Origin of the sequence: Asanoa siamensis, from assembly GCF_016862555.1 — a bacterium.
GTDB lineage: Bacteria > Actinomycetota > Actinomycetes > Mycobacteriales > Micromonosporaceae > Asanoa > Asanoa siamensis.
Genome location: NZ_BONE01000002.1, coordinates 101,707 through 124,807, shown reverse-complemented (window position 1 = coordinate 124,807; position 23,101 = coordinate 101,707). Strand labels below are relative to the sequence as shown.

The 23,101-nt window shown below is 71.8% G+C and carries 28 protein-coding genes; 13 read left to right on the top strand and 15 right to left on the bottom strand.

The features are described from left to right. Positions 1-9: 9 nt before the first annotated feature. Entirely contained in the window at positions 10-219 is a 210-nt protein-coding gene (locus tag Asi02nite_RS02050; protein WP_203710388.1) for a DUF397 domain-containing protein, read from the top strand. 228 nt (positions 220-447) lie between these two features. On the opposite strand, the gene Asi02nite_RS02045 is transcribed toward Asi02nite_RS02050, so the two are convergent. Next, the gene (locus Asi02nite_RS02045; protein ID WP_203710387.1) at positions 448-1,254 is read right to left on the bottom strand and encodes an SAM-dependent methyltransferase; all 807 of its coding nucleotides are present in this window, start codon (positions 1,252-1,254) and stop codon (positions 448-450) included. Positions 1,255-1,332: 78 nt separating this feature from the next. Then, positions 1,333-2,145, bottom strand: coding sequence for a helix-turn-helix domain-containing protein (locus Asi02nite_RS02040; RefSeq protein WP_203710386.1), 813 nt, complete (start codon positions 2,143-2,145; stop codon positions 1,333-1,335). A 163-nt stretch (positions 2,146-2,308) separates the two neighbouring features. On the opposite strand from Asi02nite_RS02040, the gene Asi02nite_RS02035 reads away from it, so the two are divergent. Continuing rightward, entirely contained in the window at positions 2,309-2,554 is a 246-nt protein-coding gene (locus tag Asi02nite_RS02035) for a hypothetical protein (protein WP_203710385.1), read from the top strand. 43 nt (positions 2,555-2,597) lie between these two features. Continuing rightward, positions 2,598-3,170: a DUF3558 family protein gene (locus tag Asi02nite_RS02030; protein WP_203710384.1), complete on the top strand. Its 573-nt coding sequence runs from the start codon at positions 2,598-2,600 to the stop codon at positions 3,168-3,170. 12 nt (positions 3,171-3,182) lie between these two features. On the opposite strand, the gene Asi02nite_RS02025 is transcribed toward Asi02nite_RS02030, so the two are convergent. Both Asi02nite_RS02025 and Asi02nite_RS02020 read right to left on the bottom strand, forming a co-directional pair. Further along, positions 3,183-3,818: an SRPBCC domain-containing protein gene (locus Asi02nite_RS02025; protein ID WP_203710383.1), complete on the bottom strand. Its 636-nt coding sequence runs from the start codon at positions 3,816-3,818 to the stop codon at positions 3,183-3,185. Between the two features lie 43 nt (positions 3,819-3,861). After that, positions 3,862-4,752 (bottom strand): hypothetical protein, encoded by an 891-nt coding sequence (locus tag Asi02nite_RS02020; protein ID WP_203710382.1) that lies wholly within the window; start codon positions 4,750-4,752, stop codon positions 3,862-3,864. 73 nt (positions 4,753-4,825) lie between these two features. Here Asi02nite_RS02020 and Asi02nite_RS02015 point away from each other — a divergent pair, with 73 nt between their 5' ends. From Asi02nite_RS02015 to Asi02nite_RS02000, 4 genes are all read left to right on the top strand, one after another. After that, positions 4,826-5,158 (top strand): TfoX/Sxy family protein, encoded by a 333-nt coding sequence (locus Asi02nite_RS02015; RefSeq protein WP_203710381.1) that lies wholly within the window; start codon positions 4,826-4,828, stop codon positions 5,156-5,158. Then, a complete protein-coding gene (locus tag Asi02nite_RS02010) occupies positions 5,155-6,054 on the top strand; it encodes an SDR family oxidoreductase (protein ID WP_203710380.1) in 900 nt (299 codons plus the stop codon). Before Asi02nite_RS02015 ends, Asi02nite_RS02010 begins: the two co-directional genes overlap by 4 nt. 7 nt (positions 6,055-6,061) lie before the next feature. Then, a complete protein-coding gene (locus Asi02nite_RS02005) occupies positions 6,062-6,826 on the top strand; it encodes a putative protein N(5)-glutamine methyltransferase (RefSeq protein ID WP_203710379.1) in 765 nt (254 codons plus the stop codon). 64 nt (positions 6,827-6,890) lie between these two features. Continuing rightward, the gene (locus Asi02nite_RS02000) at positions 6,891-7,904 is read left to right on the top strand and encodes an aspartate-semialdehyde dehydrogenase (RefSeq protein ID WP_203710378.1); all 1,014 of its coding nucleotides are present in this window, start codon (positions 6,891-6,893) and stop codon (positions 7,902-7,904) included. Between the two features lie 224 nt (positions 7,905-8,128). Here Asi02nite_RS02000 and Asi02nite_RS01995 read toward each other — a convergent pair whose 3' ends face one another. Beyond that, the gene (locus tag Asi02nite_RS01995) at positions 8,129-9,478 is read right to left on the bottom strand and encodes a M16 family metallopeptidase (RefSeq protein ID WP_203710377.1); all 1,350 of its coding nucleotides are present in this window, start codon (positions 9,476-9,478) and stop codon (positions 8,129-8,131) included. After that, complete coding sequence (locus Asi02nite_RS01990) at positions 9,475-10,767, bottom strand: M16 family metallopeptidase (protein WP_203710376.1); 1,293 nt, start codon at positions 10,765-10,767, stop codon at positions 9,475-9,477. Before Asi02nite_RS01990 ends, Asi02nite_RS01995 begins: the two co-directional genes overlap by 4 nt. Before the next feature lie 41 nt (positions 10,768-10,808). Between Asi02nite_RS01990 and Asi02nite_RS01985 the strand changes: the two genes are divergently transcribed. Then, positions 10,809-12,206, top strand: coding sequence for a metallophosphoesterase family protein (locus Asi02nite_RS01985; protein ID WP_203710374.1), 1,398 nt, complete (start codon positions 10,809-10,811; stop codon positions 12,204-12,206). Here the strand turns inward: Asi02nite_RS01985 and Asi02nite_RS01980 are convergent. Both Asi02nite_RS01980 and Asi02nite_RS01975 read right to left on the bottom strand, forming a co-directional pair. Next, positions 12,192-12,476, bottom strand: a complete 285-nt coding sequence (locus tag Asi02nite_RS01980; protein ID WP_203710372.1) for a GlsB/YeaQ/YmgE family stress response membrane protein — start codon at positions 12,474-12,476, stop codon at positions 12,192-12,194. The two genes, Asi02nite_RS01985 and Asi02nite_RS01980, sit on opposite strands and share 15 nt — an antisense overlap. Further along, the gene (locus Asi02nite_RS01975; protein WP_203710370.1) at positions 12,473-12,871 is read right to left on the bottom strand and encodes a YidB family protein; all 399 of its coding nucleotides are present in this window, start codon (positions 12,869-12,871) and stop codon (positions 12,473-12,475) included. Before Asi02nite_RS01975 ends, Asi02nite_RS01980 begins: the two co-directional genes overlap by 4 nt. Positions 12,872-13,022: 151 nt before the next feature. Here Asi02nite_RS01975 and Asi02nite_RS01970 point away from each other — a divergent pair, with 151 nt between their 5' ends. Continuing rightward, positions 13,023-15,476, top strand: coding sequence for a penicillin-binding protein (locus Asi02nite_RS01970; RefSeq protein WP_203710368.1), 2,454 nt, complete (start codon positions 13,023-13,025; stop codon positions 15,474-15,476). A 16-nt stretch (positions 15,477-15,492) separates the two neighbouring features. Here Asi02nite_RS01970 and Asi02nite_RS01965 read toward each other — a convergent pair whose 3' ends face one another. The 4 genes from Asi02nite_RS01965 to Asi02nite_RS01950 form a co-directional block, all read right to left on the bottom strand. Then, a complete protein-coding gene (locus Asi02nite_RS01965) occupies positions 15,493-16,437 on the bottom strand; it encodes a thioredoxin family protein (protein ID WP_203710367.1) in 945 nt (314 codons plus the stop codon). Then, positions 16,434-17,639, bottom strand: a complete 1,206-nt coding sequence (locus tag Asi02nite_RS01960) for an epoxide hydrolase family protein (protein WP_203710366.1) — start codon at positions 17,637-17,639, stop codon at positions 16,434-16,436. Before Asi02nite_RS01960 ends, Asi02nite_RS01965 begins: the two co-directional genes overlap by 4 nt. Positions 17,640-17,825: 186 nt before the next feature. Further along, positions 17,826-18,020, bottom strand: a complete 195-nt coding sequence (locus Asi02nite_RS01955; protein ID WP_203710365.1) for a hypothetical protein — start codon at positions 18,018-18,020, stop codon at positions 17,826-17,828. Positions 18,021-18,022: 2 nt separating this feature from the next. Further along, the gene (locus Asi02nite_RS01950; protein WP_203710364.1) at positions 18,023-18,295 is read right to left on the bottom strand and encodes a DUF6158 family protein; all 273 of its coding nucleotides are present in this window, start codon (positions 18,293-18,295) and stop codon (positions 18,023-18,025) included. Between the two features lie 99 nt (positions 18,296-18,394). Here Asi02nite_RS01950 and Asi02nite_RS01945 point away from each other — a divergent pair, with 99 nt between their 5' ends. After that, on the top strand, positions 18,395-18,862 hold the full coding sequence (locus Asi02nite_RS01945) for a hypothetical protein (RefSeq protein ID WP_203710363.1): 468 nt from the start codon (positions 18,395-18,397) through the stop codon (positions 18,860-18,862). Positions 18,863-18,885: 23 nt separating this feature from the next. Beyond that, a complete protein-coding gene (locus Asi02nite_RS01940; protein WP_203710362.1) occupies positions 18,886-19,218 on the top strand; it encodes a DUF3817 domain-containing protein in 333 nt (110 codons plus the stop codon). Here Asi02nite_RS01940 and Asi02nite_RS01935 read toward each other — a convergent pair. Next, positions 19,099-19,383, bottom strand: coding sequence for a DUF397 domain-containing protein (locus tag Asi02nite_RS01935; RefSeq protein ID WP_203710488.1), 285 nt, complete (start codon positions 19,381-19,383; stop codon positions 19,099-19,101). The genes Asi02nite_RS01940 and Asi02nite_RS01935 overlap by 120 nt on opposite strands. A 255-nt stretch (positions 19,384-19,638) precedes the next feature. Between Asi02nite_RS01935 and Asi02nite_RS01930 the strand changes: the two genes are divergently transcribed. Both Asi02nite_RS01930 and Asi02nite_RS01925 read left to right on the top strand, forming a co-directional pair. Next, positions 19,639-19,842 carry a DUF397 domain-containing protein gene (locus Asi02nite_RS01930; protein ID WP_203710360.1) on the top strand — a complete coding sequence of 68 codons (204 nt, stop codon included), beginning with the start codon at positions 19,639-19,641 and terminating at the stop codon, positions 19,840-19,842. 175 nt (positions 19,843-20,017) lie between these two features. Beyond that, positions 20,018-20,878: a helix-turn-helix domain-containing protein gene (locus tag Asi02nite_RS01925; protein WP_203710358.1), complete on the top strand. Its 861-nt coding sequence runs from the start codon at positions 20,018-20,020 to the stop codon at positions 20,876-20,878. Positions 20,879-20,985: 107 nt separating this feature from the next. Here Asi02nite_RS01925 and Asi02nite_RS01920 read toward each other — a convergent pair whose 3' ends face one another. Together Asi02nite_RS01920 and Asi02nite_RS01915 are read right to left on the bottom strand one after the other, a co-directional pair. Continuing rightward, positions 20,986-21,483, bottom strand: a complete 498-nt coding sequence (locus Asi02nite_RS01920) for a DUF6232 family protein (RefSeq protein ID WP_203710357.1) — start codon at positions 21,481-21,483, stop codon at positions 20,986-20,988. A gap of 333 nt (positions 21,484-21,816) precedes the next feature. Beyond that, positions 21,817-23,100 carry an ABC transporter substrate-binding protein gene (locus Asi02nite_RS01915; RefSeq protein ID WP_203710355.1) on the bottom strand — a complete coding sequence of 428 codons (1,284 nt, stop codon included), beginning with the start codon at positions 23,098-23,100 and terminating at the stop codon, positions 21,817-21,819. Position 23,101 lies beyond the last annotated feature (1 nt).

Sequence of the window (23,101 nt, the reverse complement as noted above, 5' to 3'; positions counted from 1 at the left end):
GACAACCCCATGCCGGACAGCACGGGATGGATCATGTCCAGCCGCTCGACGGGCAACGGTGGCAGCTGCGTGGAAGCGCGCCGCCACGACGACGGTTGGATCGAGGTGCGCAACAGCAAGAACCGCTCAGGTGGCCTGGTGCGGTTCACCACCGAGGAATGGGACTCGTTCCTCTTCGGAGCCAAGCGCGGTGAGTTCGACGGCCTCCTGACCGACTGAGCAGCCCCACAAAGACAAAGCGCCGGGCCGGTGGAAACCGGCCCGGCGCGAACGTTTCGAGCGACAAGGGCCTGTCCTGCCGATCAGCGTGAGCCGAGACGGAGTCCAGGCGTCGTCTGGTGGTGGCCCGGGATTGCCGGGATACCGGTGTTGTATCTCGGTGATCCCGGGACGCCGCCAGGCGGCGGCTGGGCCCGTCGCAGGCCGCGTTGATCGGCAGGACAGGCCCTAACGCACCACGCCCACGGCGCAGAGGCCACCGCTCTCGGTCGGCCGGTCGGTGAAGTCCTGCGGGTCGCCGGCGGCCGGACGCCACTCGGGCAGCCAGACGACGCCGGGCTCGACCAGGTCGAGACCCTCGAAGTAGGAACCCACCTGAGCGCGGTCGCGCAGCACGAACGGCGTGGCCGTGTCGCGCTTGTAGACGTCCTGCGCACTGTCGAGGTTGGTCAGGTCGCGCTGCATGCCCTCGGCGGAGCCGTGCGAGATGACGAGGTGGCTGCCGGGCACCAGCGGCCGCAGCAACTCGGTCACCGAGCGGCTCGCGTCGGCGTCGTCGGCGACGAAGTGCAGCACCGCCACCATCAGCAGCCCGACCGGCTGGTCGAAGTCGATGATCTTCCGGAGCTGGGCGTTGTCGAGAATGGCCTGCGGGTCCCGCAGGTCGGCCCGGATCGCGGTCGCGTTGTCGTTGCCGGCCAACAGGTCCAGGCTCTCCGAGACGGCGATCGGGTCGATGTCGACGTAGACGACGCGGGCCTCGGAGACGATCTCCTGGGCGATCTCGTGGACGTTGCCCTCGGTCGGGATGCCGGAGCCGACGTCGATGAATTGCGTGATGCCCTGGCTCGCCAGGTAGCGCACGGCCCGGCCCAGGAACGCCCGGTTGTTGCGGGCCAGCAGCGGCACGAACGGGAACATCTCGGTGATCGCCTGCGCCGCGGCGCGGTCGGCCGGGAAGTTGTGCGTGCCACCGAGGTGGTAGTCGTAGATGCGCGCCGCGGTCGCCGGCTTGTCGTTCGCGACACCAGCCACGAGCCCTCCCCAGGGTTCAAGGTCGACAACTGTCAAGGTCCACTATGCACGAGTGGACCCCTGATGTCGCCCCAGGGGTTAGAAGTTCTCGAGCGCGACCGATGCCTTCATCACGAGGTCGAAGACGCGGCGGTATTCGGCCACCTCGTGTTCCTCTTCGAGATAGAGGGCGCCCACGTGGGACTCGAGATAGACCACGTCGGGATCGTCGGGGTCGTCGAAGTCGAGGATGCGGAACGCGCCGGCCATCGCGGCGTGCGCGCCGACCGTGAACGGCAGCACCCGGATCTCGACGTTGTCGCGCTTGGCCGTGCGGCGCAGGTGCTCGATCTGCCCGTCGAGGACGGTCTTGCCGCCGACCGGCCGGGTCAGCGCGCCCTCGCCCAGCACGGTCACGAGCCGCGGCGCCCGGGCCAGCAGCGCGCGCTGGCGCTGCATCCGTAGCTTCACGTGCCGGTGCACGGCCTCGTCGTCGCGCGGCTGCTCGGCGCCGAACACCGCCACGGCGTACTGCTCGGTCTGCAACTCACCCGGGATGATCTCGCCGTCGTAGGTGCAGATCTTCGACGCGCTGGCCTCGAGGCCGACGTAGAGCTTGAACCAGTCGGGGATGACCGGGCTGCCGTCCCACCACTCCTCGCGCGACGTGCCGAGGGCGAGCTCGGCGAGCGCGTCCGTGACGCTCTGGTCGGCGCCGTAGAGCCAGCACAGCGCGCGCACGTTGGCACCGGTGACCGGGACCTTGCCCGTCTCGATGCGGTGCAGCGTCGGCTCCGAGATGCCGAGCTTGGCCTCGGCGACCTCGCGTCGTGACTTGCCGTTGGCGACACGCAGTTTGGTCAGCCGTCGCCCCAGGGCACGCCGAACCACCCGCTGGCCAGTGACCGGCACTTCACGACCTCCCATGCGATGCGCCGTCGCGACGCCTCATGTCAACGCCCGACACCTTACCGGCCGTACCAGTCCAGTTACACCATCCGAAGGATCAATTCCAAAAGATCGATTCAGAGGTACGGGGTACAGCCGCGCCACCCTATCGGGGGATACTGCGCTCATGCCGCTCCCTACCGGCTATGCCGACCTCGTCCAGCAGGCCTCCGCCGAGATCCGTGACGGCGCCGACGAAACCGCGGTGCTGCGCCGGCTCCGCGACGGCGGCCTGCAGATGCTGCCGTCCGCCCGCGCGTTGTGCGACCTCTACGACATCGACCTCGGCGAGGCGCAGCGGCGCATCGACCACAGCGGAGTCTGGTCCGACGCACGGGACGACCGCCCTCCGTTCGGGGCCACCGCGGCCTGACGCGCGCCCCCGGGTCCGGCTCCCGCGTGGCTACAGTTGAGCCATGCGGAGATGGATGTCGATGTCCTGCTGCGTCCTGCTGGCGCTGGCCGGGTGTTCGTCGCCGCGGCGCGAGCCGCCACCACCGCCCGACCTCGCCAGCCTGGCGAGCCCGTGCGAGTTCCTCCGCGACGCCGAACGGGAGAGCCTCGGCCTCGGCCCGGGCGCGCTGACGTCCGCACCGGGTCTCGCGGGTGGTGCGGAGACGACGATGTGCCTCTACCGCGAGGCCCAGCCGCGGGACGGCGCCGGCGCGTACGTCGACAGCGTCTCGGTCAGCTTCCTGCCCGCCTCGCTCGAGGTGGCCGAGCAGGCGCTGGAGGAGGTGGAAGGGCGCGGCCTGTTCACCGCGGGCCGGATGTCACCGTTCGCCGCGGCCCCCGACGGCGTGCTGCAGCGCGAGGGCACCCGGCTCGGCGAGGCCACCTGCGAGCGCCTCTTCGCCGTGCGCCCCGACCGCGCCGTCCAGGTGGGCCTCACGGTCGAGCGACTGCCGCTGGGCGAACGGGCCTGCGAGGTCGCGACCCGGCTCGCCCCCGTGGTCGACGCCCGCATCCCCCGCCCGACTCCCGACTAGGCCCCGTCTCGCTCAGTCTTCCGGGGCGTAGAAGGCGATCGTGTTGGCGACCGCCGCGGTGACCTCGTCGGGCGTGGCGCCGTCGGCGAGTTGCGCGGCGCCCCAGCTCTCCGCGCTGGCGACCATGCACGCCCGGGCCTCCGCCGACTCCTCCCACCCTTCGGCCTCGTCGAGCGAGCCGCCGGCCAGGTGCAGGCCGAGGCCCAGGAACGACAGGTCCCAGCCGACGCCGGTGGCACCTGGGCCATATTGCGCCCAGAGCGCCGGGTCGACCACCGCGATGTGCCGCAGCAGCAACTCGGTGCCGCCGTCGGGCTCCGGCGACAGGGTCAGGTGCACCTCGCTGCCGGTCGTCGTCGCGATGTCGGCACCGAAGATCCAGGTGACCACCAGCTCGGTCGGCCGCTCGCAGCGCAGGATCCGGCCGCCCGCGTTGCCCTCGATCTGGTAGAGCCCCCCGACCGTGAGGTCGCCGCTGACCGGGAGGAACCAACGGCCGATCCGGTCGGGATCGGTCAGCGCGTCCCAGACGTCGTCCGCCGGCGCGGGGAAGCTGCGCCGCAGGACCACCGACCGGGCCGGGCCCTCGGGCAGGTTCTGCTGGCCCACCTCGCGGGTGGCGGCCTTGATCGCGTCCAGAAAGTCCACGTTCGACACTTTATCAACGGCTAGGATCGCAGGCCGCGTACGCCTATGACTGTTTCGCCAGGTCCGCGCAGCCGCTCTCGTCGGGCAGCAACGGTCGTAGCAGCACCGACCACTGCTTGCCGCCCGACACCCACGGGGTCATCGCGTTGGCCGTGCCGGCCGCGGTGAGCACCGCCGTCGCCTCGGCACCGGTCGCGGTCACGCAGCCGACGTCGACGGTGGGGTTGAGGCGGTCGCCGGGCAGCGCCGGGCCCGGCCAGTCGACCGGCGCCGGCGGGCCGCCCAGCTCGGCGACGTTCTCCGGCGCGACGTAGGGAGTGGCGATGCCCGCGACCGCCTTGGTCGGGTAGGCGCCCTCGTCCCTGACCGCGCCGGCACCGAGCGTCGTCGGCAGGTCCTGCAGGGCGGCCAGCAGGTCGGAGAGCTCCTTGCGGGCGGCCTTCTGCGGCGCGGTGAGCAGGCCGCCGTGGTCGGGCAGCTCCAGCGCGTACGCGTCCGTCGTGCGCACCCCCGCGCCCGTCGTCACCAGGAACCGGGTCGTGGACGCGTCGGCGACACCGGGCTGGCCCAGGTCTGTGCCCGCGCCGACACCGGCGTCGAGCGCGCGCTTCACCAGCGCGTCGACGTCTTCGGCGGAGATCCGGGACTGCTGCAGGTTGGGCAGCGCGGGACCGGGATAGATGGCCGGGACCGGGCCCTGGGTGATCACCCGGCCGTCGCCGTAGATCGACAGTGCGGGCACCCGGGCCGGGATCGACTGCGGCGTCACGAAGCCGCCGGTGTGGACGACCCGCAGCGCCACCTCGTCGGCACCGAGCGCGTCGGCCGCGGGGCGGTTGGGCGGCGCGGCGTCGGCGGCGGGCTGGGTGCCACAGGCCGAGGCGAGCAGCAGGAGGGGCGCGGCGGCCACGAAGGCCCAGGTCGAACGTCGCATACCCGTTCTGACGATCCGGGGGCCGATTCCGTTCCGGCCTGACCGCCACGCGGGTGCGTGGCACGATCGGATGATGGCAGTTGATGATCACCTGGTCGCGCAGGTCCGGGAGCTGGTCGGTGGCGGCCCCGACGTCGACGAGCGCCGGATGTTCGGCAGTCTGATCTTCATGGTGGGCGGCAACATGGCCTGCGGCGTCCGCGGCGACGGCCTGCTGGTGCGGGTCGGCCGCGACGCCACCGACGCGGCGCTGGGCAAGCCGCACGTGACGCCGTTCGAGATGGGTGGCGGGCGCCGGCCGGCCGGTTGGGTGGTGGTCGGCACGGACGGGCTGGCCGACGAGAAAGATCTGCGCGCCTGGGTCGAGCGGGGCGTCGCGTACGCGCGCACGCTCCCACCGAAATGAGCACCACGCCGGCCCGGGAGGCCGGGCGCAGCCACGCGCCGGGCCCCGGCGTCCTCGCCGTGACGGGGTCGACGGGCGAGCTGGGCGGGCGGGTCGCGCGGCGGCTGGCCGACGCGGGCGTTCCGCAACGGCTGCTGGTCCGCGCCGCCGACAGGGCGCCGAAGCTGCCGGGCGCGACCGCCGCGGTGGCCGACTACGGCGACGCCGACGCCCTCCGGGCGGCACTGTCCGGTGTGGACACGGTGTTCATGGTGTCGGCGGCCGAGGAGGCCGACCGGGTGACGAGGCACCTCACCTTCGTCGACGCGGCCATCGCGGCGGGCGTGAAGCACCTGGTCTACACGTCGTTCGTCAGCGCGGCACCGGACTCGACGTTCACCCTGGCCCACCACCACTACGCGACCGAGCAGCACCTGCACGCCAGCGGCCTGTCGCACACGATCCTGCGCGACAACCTCTACCTCGACTTCCTGCCGAGCCTGGCGGTCGACGGGGTCATCCGCGGCCCCGCCGGCGAGGGGCGGGTGGCCGCGGTCGCCCGGGACGACGTCGCCGACGTGGCCGTCGCGGTGCTCGGCGAGCCGGGGCGGCACGCCGGGCAGACCTACGACCTGACGGGGCCGTTCGCGATCACGCTGGAGGAAGCGGCCGCCACGATGACGGCGGTGCTCAACCGGCCCTACCGCTACGAGCAGGAGACCCTCCAGGAGGCGTACGCGTCGCGGGCCCACTACGGCGCGCCCGCCTGGCAGGTCGACGGGTGGGTCAGCACCTACACCGCCATCGCCCACGGCGACCTGGCAGAGGTGTCCGACCGCGTCGAGCGGATCGCCGGGCACCCGCCGATCGACTTCGCCGAGGTATTGCGTCGCCTGGCTCCCGAGCCGGAGGTATAAACCCTCGGTGACTCCGGAGAAGATCGTCGAGCGGCTGCGGGCGGCCGGGTGTGTGTTCGCCGAGGACGAGGCCCGGCTGCTGGTCGACTCCGCGCCCAGTGCCGCCCGGCTCGACGAGATGGTCGCCGAGCGGGTCCGGGGCGTCCCGCTGGAGCACGTGCTGGGCTGGGCCGAGTTCTGCGGGCTGCGGGTCGCGGTCGCGCCCGGCGTGTTCGTGCCCCGGCACCGCACCGAGCTCCTGGTCCGGCTCGCGGCGGCGGAGATCACCGGCCCCGCGGTGCTCGTCGACCTGGCCTGCGGCTCGGGCGCGATCGCGGCGGCCGTCGCCGACCGGGTGGACGGTCTCGACGTGTACGCCGCCGACATCGAGCCTGCCGCCGTGGCGGTGGCCAAGCGCAACCTGGCGCCGTACGGCGGGCGGGTCTACCCCGGCGACCTGTTCGCGCCGTTGCCGGGCGAACTGCGGGGGCGCGTGGACGTGCTCGTGGCCAACGTGCCGTACGTACCCAGTGGGGCGGTTGAACTGTTGCCTCCCGAGGCCCGTGAGCACGAGCCGCTGCGGGCCCTGGACGGTGGTGCCGACGGGCTCGACGTGTTGCGCCGGGTGGCCGCCCAGGCGCCCGTGTGGCTGCGCCCCGGGGGCACGCTGTTCAGCGAGATCGGCGTCGACCAGGTCGAGGCGGCGCGGGCGGCGCTGACCGGGGCCGGCCTGACGCCCACCGTGGTCGCCGACGAGGACCTGGACGCCACCGTCGTGGTGGGCCGGAGGTGATAGCCGCCCCACAGGGTGGGAATCTCGGTCGGCCGGCAGGCCCGGGGTCGGTAACCTCGCGTTCATGAGGATCGGAATCATGGGTGCCACCGGCCAGGTCGGCAGCGTCATGCGGCGAATCCTGGCGGAGCGCGCCTTCCCGGTCGAGGAGCTGCGGCTGTTCGCCAGCGCGCGCTCGGCCGGGCGGACCCTGCCGTGGCAGGGCACCGAGATCACCGTCGAGGACGCCGACACCGCCGACTACCGGGGTCTCGACGTCGTGCTGTTCTCGGCCGGCAAGGGCGCGTCCAAGACGCTGGCCCCCAAGGTCGCCGAGGCCGGCGCCGTGGTGATCGACAACTCGTCGGCCTGGCGGATGGACCCGCGGGTCCCGCTGGTGGTCTCCGAGGTCAACCCGCACGCGATGGCCGATCGTCCGCTGGGCATCATCGCCAACCCCAACTGCACCACGATGGCGATCATGCCGGTGCTCCGCCCGCTGCACGCCGAGGCCGGCCTGGTCGCCATGGTGGTCGCGACCTACCAGGCGGTCTCCGGCGCCGGGCTCTCCGGCGTCGCCGAGCTCGACGAGCAGGTCCGCAAGGTCGCCGAGCGGGCCACGGAGCTGACCCACGACGGCGCCGCGGTCGAGTTCCCGCAGCCGCGGCAGTTCGCCGAGCCGATCGCGTTCAACGTGCTCCCGCTGGCCGGCGCCCTGGTCGACGACGGCTCCTTCGAGACCGAGGAGGAGCAGAAGCTCCGCAACGAGAGCCGCAAGATCCTCGAAATCCCGGGCCTACGCGTCTCCGGCACCTGCGTCCGGGTGCCCGTCTTCACCGGCCACTCGATGCAGGTCAACGCCCGCTTCGCGGCCCCGCTGAGCCCGGCCCGAGCGGCGGAGCTGCTGGCCGCCGCACCGGGCGTGACGATCGACGACGTGCCGACGCCACTGAAGGCAGCGGGCCAGGACCCGTCCTACGTGGGCCGGCTACGCGCCGACGAGACGGCCGACAACGGCCTGGCCTTCTTCGTCTCGAACGACAACCTCCGCAAGGGCGCGGCCCTCAACGCGGTCCAGATCGCCGAACTCCTGGCCTGACACGACGACAGCCCGCCGGACCTCGGCCGCCACGCGGCCGGCCGAGGCCCGGACGCCGACGCGCATTGGCCGAAGCCCGGCAGGCACCGCCGTGGCCAAGGCCCGGCGGGCGCCGCCATGCGGTGGCCGCCGTGCGCCGCTGATCTCCCACGCCGCGCGCCGCCGATCCCGCCGCGGGCCGCTGATACCGCACGCCACGCGCCGCGAGACGGCCCGCCGCGCTCCTAGACCGCCGTCACCGTGACCTCGCCGAGGTCGGTCGCTGCCAGGTCGTTCTGGATCTTTTCCGCGTCGCCCTCGATGACCAGGGTGATGCCGGTCGGGTTGAGGTGGGCCGCGGTCGCCGCCGAGACCTCCTCCACCGTCGCGTGCAGCAGCGACTCGCGCAACCGGGCGTGGTAGTCGTCGGGCAGGTCGTGCACGACCAGCGTCGCCAGCGCCCCCGCGTAGGCCCGCGGTGACTGGAGGCCCACCGAGAGCTGGCCCGCCCGCCAGTCGCGAGCCACCGCCAGCTCCGGCTCCGTGACGCCCTCCGCCTGGGTGCGGGCGATCTCGCCGACCGCGTCGACCAGTGCCGGTGCCGTCACCGCGGTCTGGACCCCCGCGCTGACCACGAACCGGCCGAAGCGGCGGGACAGGCCGTATTCGGACCGGATGCCGTAGGTGTAGCCCTTCACCTCGCGCAGCAGGTGGTTGAGGCGTGACGTGAACGCGCCGCCGAGCACGATCGCGCCGAGTGTCATCGGCACGTAGTCGGGGTGCGACCGGTGCGGCGCCGTGTGGCCGAGCCGCAGCGTCGACTGCACCGAACCCGGGCGGTCGACGATCACGATCCGCCGGGACGCCCGCGCGCCGACCGGGAACGGCTCGCCGGCCAGCGCGGCGGCCTCGGTCGCGCCCGCGAAGGCCGCGCGGCCCAGCGCGTCGAGGTCGATGCGGGACAGGTCGCCGACCACCAGCAGCGTGCCGGGTGCGGCGAACCAGGAGCGGTGGAAGCCGAGCACGTCGTCGACGGAGAGCCCGGCCACCGAGCGCGGGTCGCCGGAGAGCGGGCGGCCGTGCCGCACCTCGCCGCCGAACAGGTCGGCGCGCAGCACCGCGTCGGCCCGCGGGCCGGGGTTGGCCCAGTAGAGCCGCAGCGACTCGGCCTCGTCGTCGCGGACCCGGGTCACGTCGGCCGGGTCGAGCTTGGGTCGGCGCACCGCCTCGGCGAGCAGCTCGACCGCCGCGGGCAGGGCCGCGACCGGCACCTGGACGGTGGCCGAGAACGAGTCCCAGTCGACCGAGAGCGACAGGTCGGTGCCGAGCGACTCGAGCGCGACCGCGTAGTCGGCGGCCGAGCGCGCCGTCGTGCCCTCCTCGAGGGCCTTGGCCAGCACCTCGGCGACGCCCTCGACGCCCGTCGTCTCCCGGCCGCCGCCCGCGTCGAGCAGCAGCGACGCCACGGCCAGGTTGTGGCCCGGCAGGTCGGCCGCGACCACCTGGCCACCGGCGACGTCGCGCCGGACCACCGTCGGGAAGCGGTAGGGCCGGGGCGTGCCCGGCTCCGGGCGCTGCGCGATGAGCTGGGTCATGCCACTGCCTCCATCGGCTCGTAGACGAGCGTCACGCGGTCCTCGGGGCGGAGCACCGCGCGGGCCACCTCGGCCACCGCGTCGGCGGTCACGGCACGCCAGCCGGGCAGCCGCGTGCCGACCCGGGCCGGGTCGCCGAACAGGGTGGCGTAGCGGCTGAGCAGGTCGGCTCGGCCGTCCACGGTGGCGACCCCGATCCACCACTCGGTCTCCAGCAGCGCCTTGGCGCGGGTCAGCTCCGCGTCGGTGACGCCGCCGGCGACGAGGTCGTCGACCACCTCCGCCAGCGCCGCGCCGAGCCGGGCCGCGGTGACGCCCGGGCGGGCGGTCGCGGAGGCGATCAGTGGCGCGGGCGCGTACGCGAGGTCGACGCCGTAGGCGGAGACGGTGTCGGGCTGGGCCAGCCGCGCGCCGTCGGCCAGCAGCCGGTAGAGGCGGCTGCCCCGGCCCTGGCCGAGGATCGTCGCGAGCACGGTGAGCGCGTCGTACTCCGGCGTGCCGTAGGGGTAGGTCCGGTGCGCCAGGTAGACGCGCGGCGCCGGCACCTCGGCCGCGACCACCGACGAGACCGGGCCCGCCCAGCTGTCCAGGGAGCCGATCGGCGCCGCGGGCCGCGCACCGCCGGCGGCCAGCTTGCCGAAGTATTTCTCCGCCAGCGCGAACACCTCGGCGGGCTCGGCGTCGCCGGCCACCGTCAGCACCGCGTTGTCGGGGGCGTAGTAGGAGCGGTGGAACGCCTGAAACGTGCCGAGCTCGGCCGCGTTGAGGTCGGCCATCGACCCGATCGTCGGGTGGTGGTAGGGATGCCCCTCCGGGTAGAGCAGCGGGAGCAGCCGCAGCCAGGCGTCGCCGTAGGGCACGTTCTCGTACCGCTGCCGCCGTTCGTTCTTGACCACGTCGCGCTGGTTGTCGAGCGTCTCCTGGACCAGCGCGGGCACCAGCCCGCCCATCCGGTCGGCCTCGAGCCAGAGCGCCAGCTCCAGGTGCTCGGCCGGCAGCGTCTCGAAGTAGTTGGTCCGGTCAGGGTTGGTCGTCGCGTTCAGCGAGCCGCCGTTGCCCTGGACGAGTCGCATGTGCTCGGTCTTGGGCACGTTGACCGAGCCCTCGAACATCAGGTGCTCGAACAGGTGGGCGAAGCCGGTCTGCCCCTCGGGCTCGTGCCGCGACCCGACGTCGTACCAGAGGTTGACCGCCACGACCGGCGCCGTGCGGTCCGGCGAGACCACGACGCGCAGGCCGTTGGCGAGCCGGGTGGTCTCGATCGGCCAGGGATAACCCGTCTCGGACATGGAGTGACGTTATCCGATCAGCGGACCGGGATACTTGTGCGGTGCACAGCGAGCCGTACCTCCTCGACCCGTCCCCGGACGGGGTGCACGTCCTCTGGCACACCGACGAGCCGGCGACCGGCGCGGTGCTCCTGCCGGGCGGGCGGCGCGTCGAAGCGACCAGCTCCACGCTGGTCACCCTCCACGACGACCAGGGTGTACGCGCGACCGTGCACCGCCACTGGGCGTACGTGGACGGGCTCGGGGCGGGCCGCACCCCGTACCGCGTCGTCTCGTTCTTCGCCGACGGCCGCGTCGCCGAGTCACCCGACTACAGCCTGGCGCCCGCGGTCGCCCCGGGCGCGCCGGTGCGGCTGCTGCTCTCCAGCGACCACCAGATGTGGCCGATGACCCCCGCCAACCTGGCGAAGGTGGCCGAGACGGTCGGTGTCGAGCTCGACGGCGTGCTGTTCGCCGGCGACATGGTGGGTGTGCCGGACCGCGCCGCCGACTGGTTCGCGCACCCGACCGGGCGGGGTTTCTTCGCGAGCCTGACCGGGCGGGCCGACACGGTGATCGCGGGCCGGCACTACCGGGGCGCGCCGCTGCTGCAGCACGCCCCGCTGTTCCCGGCGATCGGCAACCACGAGGTGATGGGCCGCCGGGCCCGGCACCGCACGCCGCAGGACCTCTTCGACGACCCGGCGCCCGACGCCTGGGACACGGCCTCCTACGAGGCGCTGTTCCCGGTGCCGGCCGGCCCGGACGGCCCGCGCTGGTGGTCGCGGACCGTCGGCGACGTGTTCGTGGTGGCGCTGTTCGTCACCCGGGCGTGGCGCGACGCGGTGACGACCTACCGGGAGCCGGCCGACCGGGTCGGCGACCCGATGGGCGGGCAGTTCCTGTTCGAGCGGATCGACGCGGGGTCGCCGCAGCACGAGTGGCTGGCCGGTGAGCTCGCGTCGCCCGCGGCCCGGGAAGCCCGGTTCCGGGTGGTGCTGTTCCACCACGCGAGTCACGGCCTGGGCGCGCACGTGCTGCCGGCCTACACCGACCCGGTGGCGACCGCGGACGGCTACGCGTACCCCGACGACATCGTGCTGCGCGACCTGGCGCCGCTGTTCGGGGCGGCCGGGGTCGACCTCGTCGTCAACGGCCACTCCCACCTGTGGAACCGGTTCCGGGACGACAACGGGGTCAACTGGCTGGAGAGCTCGAACGTCGGCAACTCGTACGGCGCGTACCCGCACCGCGGCGACCCGGGCGGGCTGGAGCCGATCGTGCCCACGCGCGCGCCGCTGACCGGGCCGGCGGGCGAGCCGCTGCCCTACGTGGCCGACAACGACGTGACCGTGTTCTCGGTGCTCGACTCGGCCGCCGCCGTGGTCCGCTCGTACCGCTTCGACACCCGCGAGCCCGACGGGCCCGTGGTGCTGTTCGACGAGCTACCGCTCGATTGACCGTTTGGCGACGTCGCGGGCGGCCAGCCGGCTGAAGATCCAGACGAACAGGATCGCCAGGCCGATCTGGATGCCGTGGCGGATCCAGTCGATGCCGCGGGTCTCGCCCACGCCCAGGAAGTCCGCGATCACGCCGCCGACGAGCGCGGCCACGAAGCCGACGCCGATCGTGGCCCAGATCGAGAGGTACTGACGACCGGGCAGGATCACCCGGGCCAGGACGCCGATGACGGCGCCGCCGATGAGCGCCCAGAGCAGTGTGCTGATCATGGGTGGTCCTCCCTCGCGTCGCCCAGCAGGAGCTGGCCGAAGGCGTCCTCGAGCGTGCTGGCGTCGGGCAGGGCACCGCCCGGGCTGGCCCGGTCGACGAGCTGGGGCAGCACCTCGGCGAGCGTGGTGGCGGCCTGCTCGGGCGACAGGCCGGCGTCACCGGCGGCCGCGTCGAGGTTGGCCGCGCCGAGCGCGTCCCGGATCTGGGCGTCGGTGATCTCGCGGTTGGGCCCGGCGGCGACCCAGGACTGCACCTGCTGCTGCAGGCCGCCCTGTTGGAGCTGGTCGAGGAGGCGGTTCAGGTCGAGACCGGCACCGGCCCGGGTGAGCACGCTGAGCAGGAGCCGGCGTACCCGCTCGTTCTGCGCCAGTTTGGTGATCTCGTCCAGGTCCATCCCCGCTCCCTATATCTGGCATTTGCCCCTTTTATAGGGAGGCTATGCCGCGTGTCGTGGCGAGGGTGACTTGATTCACGCATCCCGACCCGCAACCGGGAGGCCGATTGACGCGTCTGGTCCAATACACGCCAAACAGCCCGGGGGTCCTATGCGCGCGCACGAAAACAGCCGGTTTCGCAATGTCGCCACGCTGGCCGCGGTCGGTGTGCTCTCCGGCGTGATCGTGGCCGCCGCCGCCTTCCCCCTCGCCGCCGCGTCCGGGCTCATCGCGAAGGCGGGTGCCGTCTCCTTCGACGCGCTGCCCGCGAGCTTCACCGTGAAGCAGGCGCCGCAGGCCACCCAGGTGTTCGCCCGGGACGGCAGGACCCAGCTCGCCACGTTCTTCGACGAGAACCGCAAGGACGTGCAGCTCGCGGCGATCGCGCCGACGATGCCGCAGGCCCTGGTCGCGGCCGAGGACCAGTCGTTCTACCGGCACAATGGCGTGGACGTGCGCGGCCTCGCGCGGGCCGTGGTGGTCAACAAGACGACCGGCGCCCAGCAGGGCGGCTCGACGCTCGACATGCAGCTCGTCCGGATGCTCGCCACCTACGCCGCGACCGACCCGCAGCAGGTGGTCGAGGCGACCGAGAAGAGCACCAGCCGCAAGATCAAGGAGAGCCGGCAGGCCCTGGCGCTCGACAAGGAGCTCGGCAAGAACGGTGTCATCGAGCGCTACCTGAACATGGCCCCGTTCGGGCACAGCACGTACGGCATCTACGCGGCGTCCTCCTATTACTTCGGCAAGACGCCGGACAAGCTCTCCCTGTCTGAGTCGGCCCTGCTCGCCGGCGTGATCCGGGCGCCGAGCGTCTACGACCCGATGGACGAGGGGCAGCGGCCGCAGACCCTGGAGCGGCGCGACTGGGTGCTCGACCAGATGGTCAAGACCGGCGCGATCACCACGGCGCAGGCCACCGCGGCGAAGGCCGTGCAGCTCAAGTTCGTCGGCAAGTCCCCGAACAACGGCTGCACCGCCACGAAGCCCAACGACTACGGCTTCTTCTGCGACTACTTCCAGCGCTGGTGGTTGGCGCAGGAGGCGTTCGGCAGCAGCACGTACGACCGTGAGCGGCGGCTGCGCGGCGGCGGCTACCGGGTCGTCACCTCGCTCGACCCGACGGTGCAGAAGGCCGCCCAGAAGAACGTCACCGAGCAACTCGCCGTCGACCGCAAGGAAGCGCTGATGGTGGCCGCGGTGGAGCCCGGCACCGGCCGCGTCCGGGCCCTGGCCACCAACCGGATCTTCGGCATCGACAACCCCGGCAACCCGAAGAACAAGCCGCACAGCAACCCGAAGGAAGCCCAGCGGGGCGTACGCGGTACGTACCCGGTGACCACCAACCCGCTGATCACGGGCGGCGGCGGGGTGCACGGCTACCAGGCGGGCTCGACGTTCAAGATCTTCCCCGTGGTGGCCGCGCTGCTCAAGGGCATGCCGATGGCGACCGAGATCAACGCGCCGCAGGTCTACCGGTCGGGCTACTACGCGCCGCAGGGCGAGCCCGGCAGTTGCTCCGACGTGCCGCGCTACTGCCCGACCAACGACAACGCGGGCATGGCCGGCCGGCACGACATGTGGAGCGCGTTCGGGCGCTCGGTGAACACCTACTTCGTGCCGCTCGAGGAGCAGGCCGGCGCGTACAACACGATCCAGGCGGCGAAGGCGCTGGGCATCAAGTTCCTGGCGCCGACGGAGGCCGAGCACGCGGCCGACAAGGAGGCGGCCGACACCTGGGGCTCGTTCACCCTGGGCGTCTCGGCGACGACGCCGCTGGACCTGGCCAACGCGTACGCGACGCTGGCCGCGGACGGCAAGCACTGCGAGCCGACCCCGGTCGAGCAGATCGTCGACTTCGAGGGCGCCAAGGTCGACGCCGGTGCGCCGCGCTGCGACCAGGCGGTGCCCACCGAGGTGGCCCGCGGCGCGATCGACGTCGCCCGCTGCCCGGTCGGCGACCAGTCCGCGTTCGGCAAGTGCCGCGGCTCGACCGCGGGCGGCGTGCGCGACGTGGTCGACCACCCGGTCGCGGGCAAGACCGGCACCACCGACAGCGACCGCACCGCCTCCCTGGTGGTGACCACGACGACGCTCGCGGTCGCCGGGATCATGGCCGACCCGGACTATCCGGAGACGCCGGAGAACATGGACCACGGCAAGATCAACCCGGCCGTGTACCAGACGCTGGCCGACGCCATGAAGGGCAAGCCCAGCGTCAACTTCCCGGCGCCGTCCAAGGACACCGCGTACGGCAACCAGAAGTCGATCCCGAGCGTGTCCTGCGACTCGGTCGACTCGGCCCGCAGCCGCCTGACGGAGGCCGGCTTCAACGTCAAGGTCGACAGCATCCCGGTGCCGTCGAACTGCCCGGAGGGCACGGTCGCCTACACCGACCCGACCGGCCGCAGCGCCGAGGGCGCGATCGTCACCCTGAAGATCAGCGGTGGCTCACCGCCGCCGGCGGACCCGACCGACGGGCCCGACGACGACCAGGACGACAACGACCCGCCGGCCAACGACGGCCCCGGCCGGGACGTCATCGACCAGATCTTCGGCAACTAGCCCCCGCGCCGGGGCCTCAGCCGAACGTGAAGGCGTAGGCCTCGGCGCCCGGCTCGTCGAACGTGATCTCCAGGATCCGCTCGGCGACCACGTCGGGCTGGCGCACGAGTTGGTAGAGCCGGCCCTCCCGGAGCGTCCCCACGCCCTCGGGGCTGACGTCGACGCCGTGCGCCGGCCCCGGCTCGGCACCCTCCAGGAAGACCTGGAACGGGATCGGCCGGCCGGTCGGGTTCGCCAGCACCAGGTGGGCGTCGCGCGCCTGGAACCGGAAGGCGATGCTGCCCGTGGCGCCGTCCAGCGTGATCTTCTCCCGCCCGATCGTCCACTCGCCGTCCAGACCCCACTGGTTGGCCGGCAGGTAGCCCGGGAACGCGTAGTCGCGGCGCTGGTCGGGCGCCGGCCCGGCCGAGGCGAACCCGCCGCCGCGCGCGTAGCCCAGGTAGGTCTCCGGCGTGCGCAGCGTGTCCCAGTCGGCCTCCGCCTCGACCCCGCCGCCCATCACCTCGGGGGCGACCAGCGCGCGGTCGACGCCGAGCAGCCGCTGGATCGACCGCTCGGACTCCTCGTACCGGCCCTCGCCGAAGTGGTGGTCGCGGATGGCGCCGGTCGTGTCGGCGAAGTAGAGCGCCGGCCAGAAGTGGTTGTCGAACGCGGTCCAGACCGCGTAGTCGTTGTCGACCGCGACCGGATAGCCGATCCCCCGCTCCGCCGTCGCCCGGCGGACCAGGTCGAGGTCGTGCTCGAAGGTGAACTCCGGCGTGTGCACGCCGAGGACCACCAGCCCGTCATCGGCGTACGCCTGGGACCAGGCCCGCACGTAGGGCTGGGTGCGCAGCCAGTTGATGCAGGTCAGCGTCCAGAAGTCGACGAGGACGACGCGGTCGCGCAGCTCGCCGGGGGTCAGCGGCTCGGAGTTGAGCCACGCCGACGCCCCGGCGAGAGCAGGAAGGGCGGTCGTCATCGCAGCGGCCGCAGCCCGTCGCGGACCTCGCCCGCGAACAGCTCGGGCTCCTGCCAGGCCGCGAAGTGGTTGCCCGCGTCGACCTCGTGGAAATAGACCAGATTCGGGTACGCCTGGTCGGTCCACGACCGCGGAGCCTGGTACAGCTCGTGCGGGAAGACGCTGACCGCGGCCGGCGTGCGGACGCCCTTGACGTCGAAGAAGCCGACGGCGCTCTCCCAGTAGAGCCGGGCCGACGAGATGCCGGTGTTGGTGAGCCAGGCCAGCGTGACGTTGTCGAGCACCTCGTCGCGGGTGAGCATGCCGACGGGCTCCTTCTGCACGAACGCCGCCGAGATGTCCTCGTAGCTCTGCCGGTCGTGGTCGATCATCCAGGCGGCCAGCGCGACGGGCGAGTCGGCCAGGCCGTACAGCGTCTGCGGGTGCAGCGCCATCTCCAGCGCGTACCCGATGCCCTTGGTGTAGAGGTAGCTGAGCTGGTCGTAGGCCCGGCTCTCCGCGGCCGAGAGGTCGGTCGGCTTGGGCTCGCCGGAGCCGAGCACGTTCTGCGTCATCACCCGGAAGACGTCGGCCGGCACCGTGCCGGGCATGTTGGAGTGGATGCCGATCAGCCCGTCCGGTGCCTGCGCGCCCATCAGGTCCGTGATGATCGCGCCCCAGTCGCCACCCTGCGCCGCGTACCGGTCGTAGCCGAGGCGGGTCATCAGCACGGCCCACGCCCGGGCGATGTGGTCGGGGCCCCAGCCGGTGCTGTCGGGTCGGCCGGAGAACCCGTACCCGGGAATCGAGGGCACCACCACGTGGAAGGCGTCCGCGGCGTCGGCGCCGTGCGTCTCCGGGTCGGTCAGCAGGTCGATGGTCTGCAGGAACTCGACGACGGAGCCCGGCCAGCCGTGGGTGAGGATCAGCGGCATGGCGTTCTCGTGCCGGGACCGCACGTGGATGAAGTGGATGTCCAGGCCGTCGATCTCGGTCATGAACTGGGGAAGCTCGTTGAGCCGCGCCTCGACCCGGCGCAGGTCGTAGTCCGACGTCCAGTACCGCGCCAGCTCCTGCATGGTCTCGAGCTGCACGCCCTGGGTCAGGTCGGGCACGGTCTCCCGCTCGGGCCAGCGCGTGTTGTCGATCCGGTCGCGCAGGTCCTCCAGGTCCCGGGCGGGAATGGTGACGGTGAACGGCCGGATCTCGGCGGTGGCGGACATGCGGAGGCTCCTCTCCCCGTTTCAGGCTCACTGGGAGGGAGCGAAGGGCGCGTTCCGCCCTCTAACCGTGACAAACAGTCAAACCCCGACTCGGCGGGCCAGCTCTGCAGATTGGCGGGATCGATGTCGACCCCGACGAATCCCACGCTAGGACGCCGCCCGGGGCGATGTGCGCGGATCGGCGGATCAGTTGCCGGAGCGGTCGTGCTCCTCCAGGCCCGACCAGCCGTGCGGGCTCTCGGACTCGCCGCGGTCCCGGCCCTCGGTGATCGACTCGTCGACCGCGGTGTCCTCGTGCTCGACGGCGAAGTCGTCGCCCTCGCCGGTGTCGGCCGGATCGGTGTCGCCGGGTGCCCGGCCCAGCGGCTCTCGCTCGGCCATGGTCACTGTGCCCCGTCGCGGAGGCGGTGCGGGTCGACCTCGCGGCCCGGGTTCCGGGCCAGGTACTCGGTCTCCAGCTCCGCGGTGCGCCGCAGGTGGTTGGCGAGCGCCGGGTCCGAGCCGTGCCGGAGCGTGTCGAGCCGGGTCCGGTGCAGGCTGTGCAGCTCCCGGATGAGGTCGTCGTCGGAGAGTTCGCTCGGGTCGACCCCGACGTCCTCGCCGACCACCGACACCGTCACGTCGGACTCAGGGGAGCGCCCAAAGGATTCGGTCATGGTTCGATACTGCCCATTTCCGGCGCCCGGTAACCAAGATTCGCTTCGACTACGACGCGCTGTCGGAGTCTTCAGCGGGCGCCGGTACCCTCGTTGGACATGAGGCGCCTGGCCACCCCACCGATGCTCGCGAAGCATGTGCTGGCGATCGCACTGATCGGCGGTTTCCTCTGGCTGGGCTGGTGGCAGGTGTCGCGGGCCACCGCGGGCAACGCGCTGAGCTGGGCGTACGCGTTCGAGTGGCCGGTGTTCGCCGCCTTCGTCGGTTTCCTGTGGTACCGGGAGATCCGGGACGCGCTGGTCTCCCCCGCCGCGCTGGCCTCCCCCGCCGCGCAGGCGGCGCCCGCGGACGAGGTGGCGGCGCCCGCGCTGCCGCCCGTGCTGGGCACCAAGGCTCCCAAGATCGGGTCCGGCTTCCGGCGGCCGGTCCTCGTGCCGCGGCAGGCCATGGCCGGTGCCGGTCAGGCCGTGCCCGACCCGGCGCTCGACGAATACAACGACTACCTCGCGTGGCTCAATGCCAACCCGGGCGCCAAGGCGTCCGAATACCCGGGCCGTCGGGCCTGATCACGGAAGGATCCCCCCGCACCATGCGCGCAGCCCTGACCCGGTACCGGATCATCGCGTACGTCGTCGGCGTCGTGCTCATCGTTCTCACGGTGATCGGGATGCCGTTGAAATACGTCGGCGACAACGCCACGGTCGTCGAGACCGTCGGCCCGGCGCACGGGTTCCTCTACATGGTCTATCTGATCGCCGTCTTCGACCTCGGCCGGCGGGTGCACTGGTCGATCGGGCGGATGCTACTGGTCATGCTGGCGGGCACGATCCCGTTCGTGTCCTTCTGGGCCGAGCGCAAGGTGGCCGGCTGGGTCCGGCCGGCGTCGAGCGACGCCGACGAACCGGTCGCCGTCACCTCCTGACGCCTTCAGGGCGGCACAGAGCGCACGCCACGCTTCCGGGGGAAAGCGCAAGACCGGGCCGCCCGCGTTCCCCCGAACGAGCACGCCGGCGGCCGTAACCGCCACGTCGACGCACTGGTTTGATTCGCAGTGACTGCTGCGGCGCCAGGCGAGAGTTATGCCCATCAATACAATGTCGCACACCTCAGTCACGCTGCGAAGAGTGACTGTCACCGTGAGCGCGATCACTCACGGTGATTCACCTTTCATGTTCCGTGATCTTGCAAGGCAGCCCGCAAAGAGTTTGCGCCATTCGAGCGATTCTACTTCCATTGTGGACGCTGGGCCGCTAGGTTCCTATCCTGGCGCGGCCCTATGTGGGCACTCACAGGCCGCGCTCTTTTGGTGCCTTAATCAAGCCCCGAGCCTGCGGAGATCTCAATGTCCGACAGCACGAACACCATGCCCGTCTTTCGTAAAAGCTCACGCTGCGAAGCGGTCAACTGCGCCGAAGTCGCTACGCTCGGTGACGGTGCGATCCTGCGCAACTCCACCGCCCCCGACGTCCGGCTGACCTTCGACGCGACGACGTGGCGCGGCTTCATCGCCGGTGTGGCGGCCGGCGAGTTCGACCTTCCCCGCTGAACGATCCTCTGTGACACGGCACGCCGGTCCGGTCCAGGCCGGCGTGCCTCGCACGACGTGCGCGGCGGCTCCGAAAAATCCATCGACGGGTGTAGTCTTGGGCAAGGTGCAACCTGGCAATTCGCAACGTGCCACTTGGCCAACCTGAGCTGACATCTCCCGACCGGAGGCGGGCGTGACGACGGTCCAAGGGCCCACCGCCAGCCGGCGTCGACTGCGCACGGCACTGCGGGCCGCCCGCGAAAAAGCCGAACTGACCCAGGAGTTCGTCGCCGAGGCGATGGACTGGTCGCTGAGCAAGCTGATCCGCATCGAGACGGGCCGGGTCAGCATCTCCACCAACGACGTCCGCGCGCTGCTCACCCTTTACCGCATCGACGGCACACCCGAGGCCGAGGAGCTCATCTCGCTCGCCCGGGTCGCCCGCCAGAAGCCGTGGTGGCAGGACTCCCGCTCGTCGATCCCGGCCCACTACGCCCAATACATCGGCCTCGAGGCCGAGGCGTCGGCGATGCGCTGCTTCCAGTCCAGTGTGGTCCCAGGCCTCGCACAGACCCGCGAATACGCGCGGGCGGTGGTCACCAACCGCACCCCCGGCCAGATCCGGCCCGACGAGCTCGACACCCGGGTCGACGTCCGCATGCGCCGCAAGCACGAGATCCTCGGCCGCGACGAGCCGCCGGAGTTCGACATCATCCTCGACGAGGCGGTCCTCCGCCGCGCGATCGGCGGCGCCGACGTGCACCGGGAGCAGCTCGACCACCTGGTCGCCCTGGCCGCGGCCCCCACGATCACGATCCAGGTGGTCCCGTTCTCGGCGGGCGCCATGACGGCGGCGGGCTCGTTCGTCATCCTGCAGTTCCCCGACGAGGCAGACCAGGACGTGGTCTACCTGGAGAGCGCGCTGCTGGAAAACTTCATCGAACGTCCGATGGAGACGGCGCCCTACCACTCCGAGTTCAAGTGGCTCAGCTCGATCGCCCTCTCCCCCACCGACTCGCTGTCGTTCATCGAAAAGGTCGCGGGCGAGCTCTGATCGCGGAACGCCGCAGACGCCGGAGAAGAAGGTCGCCGGCGAACTCTAGGGAGTTCGCCGGCGACCCGCGCCCGCCCGCCGTGCGGGCGCTCTCTATCCGGAAAGTCCTACCAGGGGTAGATGTTGACCAGGGGTGGTGAGGCGAGGCCGCCCATCCGGTCGACCTCCTGTGCGCGGAGCAGGGCCCGAGTGACCTGGCCGTATTCGCGCTCCTCGTCGGAGCTGAACAGCAACACGGTCATGCCGCGGTAGTCGCCCCACAGCTCGTAGGCCCGCGGCCGCATCCGGTGGCCGAAGGAGACCAGGGCGATCGGCACGAACGCCGCCGCGCCCAGCATCAGGAAGGCCGTCGGGCTCAGGCTCGCGCCGCTGAAGCTGAGTGCCACGCCCACGCTGCCCAGCACCGCGCCGGTGATCAGCACGGAGCGCATGGTCAGCCGGTCGTGCGGGCCGCGGGCGGTGCGCAGGTTGGACAGGTCGCGGACCGGGAACCGCCGCCCGGCCACGACGAACGACTCGCTGGTGACGAGGATGCCGGGCTGCCGGTAGAGCGGGGTGGGCGATGGGCTGGCCGAGCCGATGGGCTGCGGTCGGGTTGCGTTCACGGGGTGCCTCCAGCAACTCCGTGGTGCGGGCTGTGGTGACGTGCCGTTCCCGATCGGCCTTCCGAAACCGTGCGAAGGCAGGTCGCGCTGATCCGCGGAGAGCCCGCCCTGACCGCGGCGGAAGCTCTACAGCCATTGTGCGAAACGCGAGCTACTTGAGGGAAGTACCGCAATCGGCCACCTGTCACTTCGGGATGCGGCGGCCGGCGGTGTAGCCGGGTCTTTACCCAGGTTGCGCCTGGTTTCGCCCATCGCCCCGGCCGGCAGGACTCGGAAAATGCGACAAAGCGGCCGCCACGTCCGAGGACGTGGCGGCCGCCGGGTGGAACAGGATCAGAGCTGTTCGAAGCAGGGCTTGTCGAGCGTGAACGCCTTCGCGGTCGGGCCTTCGAAGAGGTCCCGGACCTTGGTGACGCCGGTCGGCGCCGTCGCGTCCACCTTGGAGATCTGGGTCTGCTTGAACGTGCCGCTCGGTCCGCCGGCGAAGTTGCCCGCACCGGTGGGCAGCATGCCCTCGTAGTCGACGGTGGTGAGTTGCTTGACCGCCGCCACCACGCCGGCCCGGGTCAGGTCGCCGTTGGCCGCCGCCTTCTCCAGCGCCGCCTTCACCGGGTAGGACCAGATCCAGCCGGAGGTGTAGCCGTCGGACGGCGTCTTGCCGGTCAGCGCGTCACGCATCGCCTTGTGCCCCGGCGAGTCGGTGCCCCACGACCCCCACGGGCCGCTCTGCTCGTACAGGGCGGTCAATGCCGGCCCGGCCGGGCTCTGCAGCAGCGCCGGGTTCCAGGTCGGGCTGGTGCCGATGAAGCGGCCCTTGAAGCCGCGCGCCGCCGCGCCGCCCACGACCGCGGCCGCGTCGGCCGGGCCCATCGTCAGGATGACGACGTCGGGCTGCTGCTGCAGGATCGCGCCGATCGCGCCCGCCTGCTTGTCGGTGCCCGTGTCGGTCTTGACGGCGCTGAACGTGAAGCCCAGCTTCTCCGACGCGATCTTGGCACCGGCCGCGGCATCGTCGCCGTAGTCACCGGCCAGGTGCACCGCCATGACCTTCTTGGGCTTGTAGACCTCGTTGGCGTAGTCCAGCGCGTTCATCGACTCGACGCAGTAGTTGGCGCCGGACTCGATGATCACGTCTTCGAACGCGTACGCGGACGTCCACGCCGCCGGCGAACCGACCACGTTGCTGGTCTTCATGTCGGGCAGGATGGCCGCGGTCGTCGGCGAGCCGAGGGTCTGCGCCAGCGCCAGGATGTTGGGCTTGATCTCCTGGTAGACCTGGTTGGTCACCTGCGGGTTGTATTTGTTGTCGCGGACGTATTTGGTGACGTCGACCTCGTAGTCGCCGATGCCGCCGTTCTGGTTCACGCGCTTCCAGAACGCCTTCTGCGCGTCGGTGATCGGCACCGCGAGCGCCCGGAACGGACCCTCGGTGAGGTCGGAGATGATGCCGAGATAGATGCAGCCCTTGTCTTTGTTGACGGCCTCGGGGCAGGGCTCGGCCGTCACACCGACGTCGGTCTTGACGCCGGACTCACCGGTCTCCGTGTCGCTTCCGCGGCAGCCGCCGAGGGCGACCGCGAGGAGAACGACCGCGGCACCGGATGCCAGTCGCTTCATG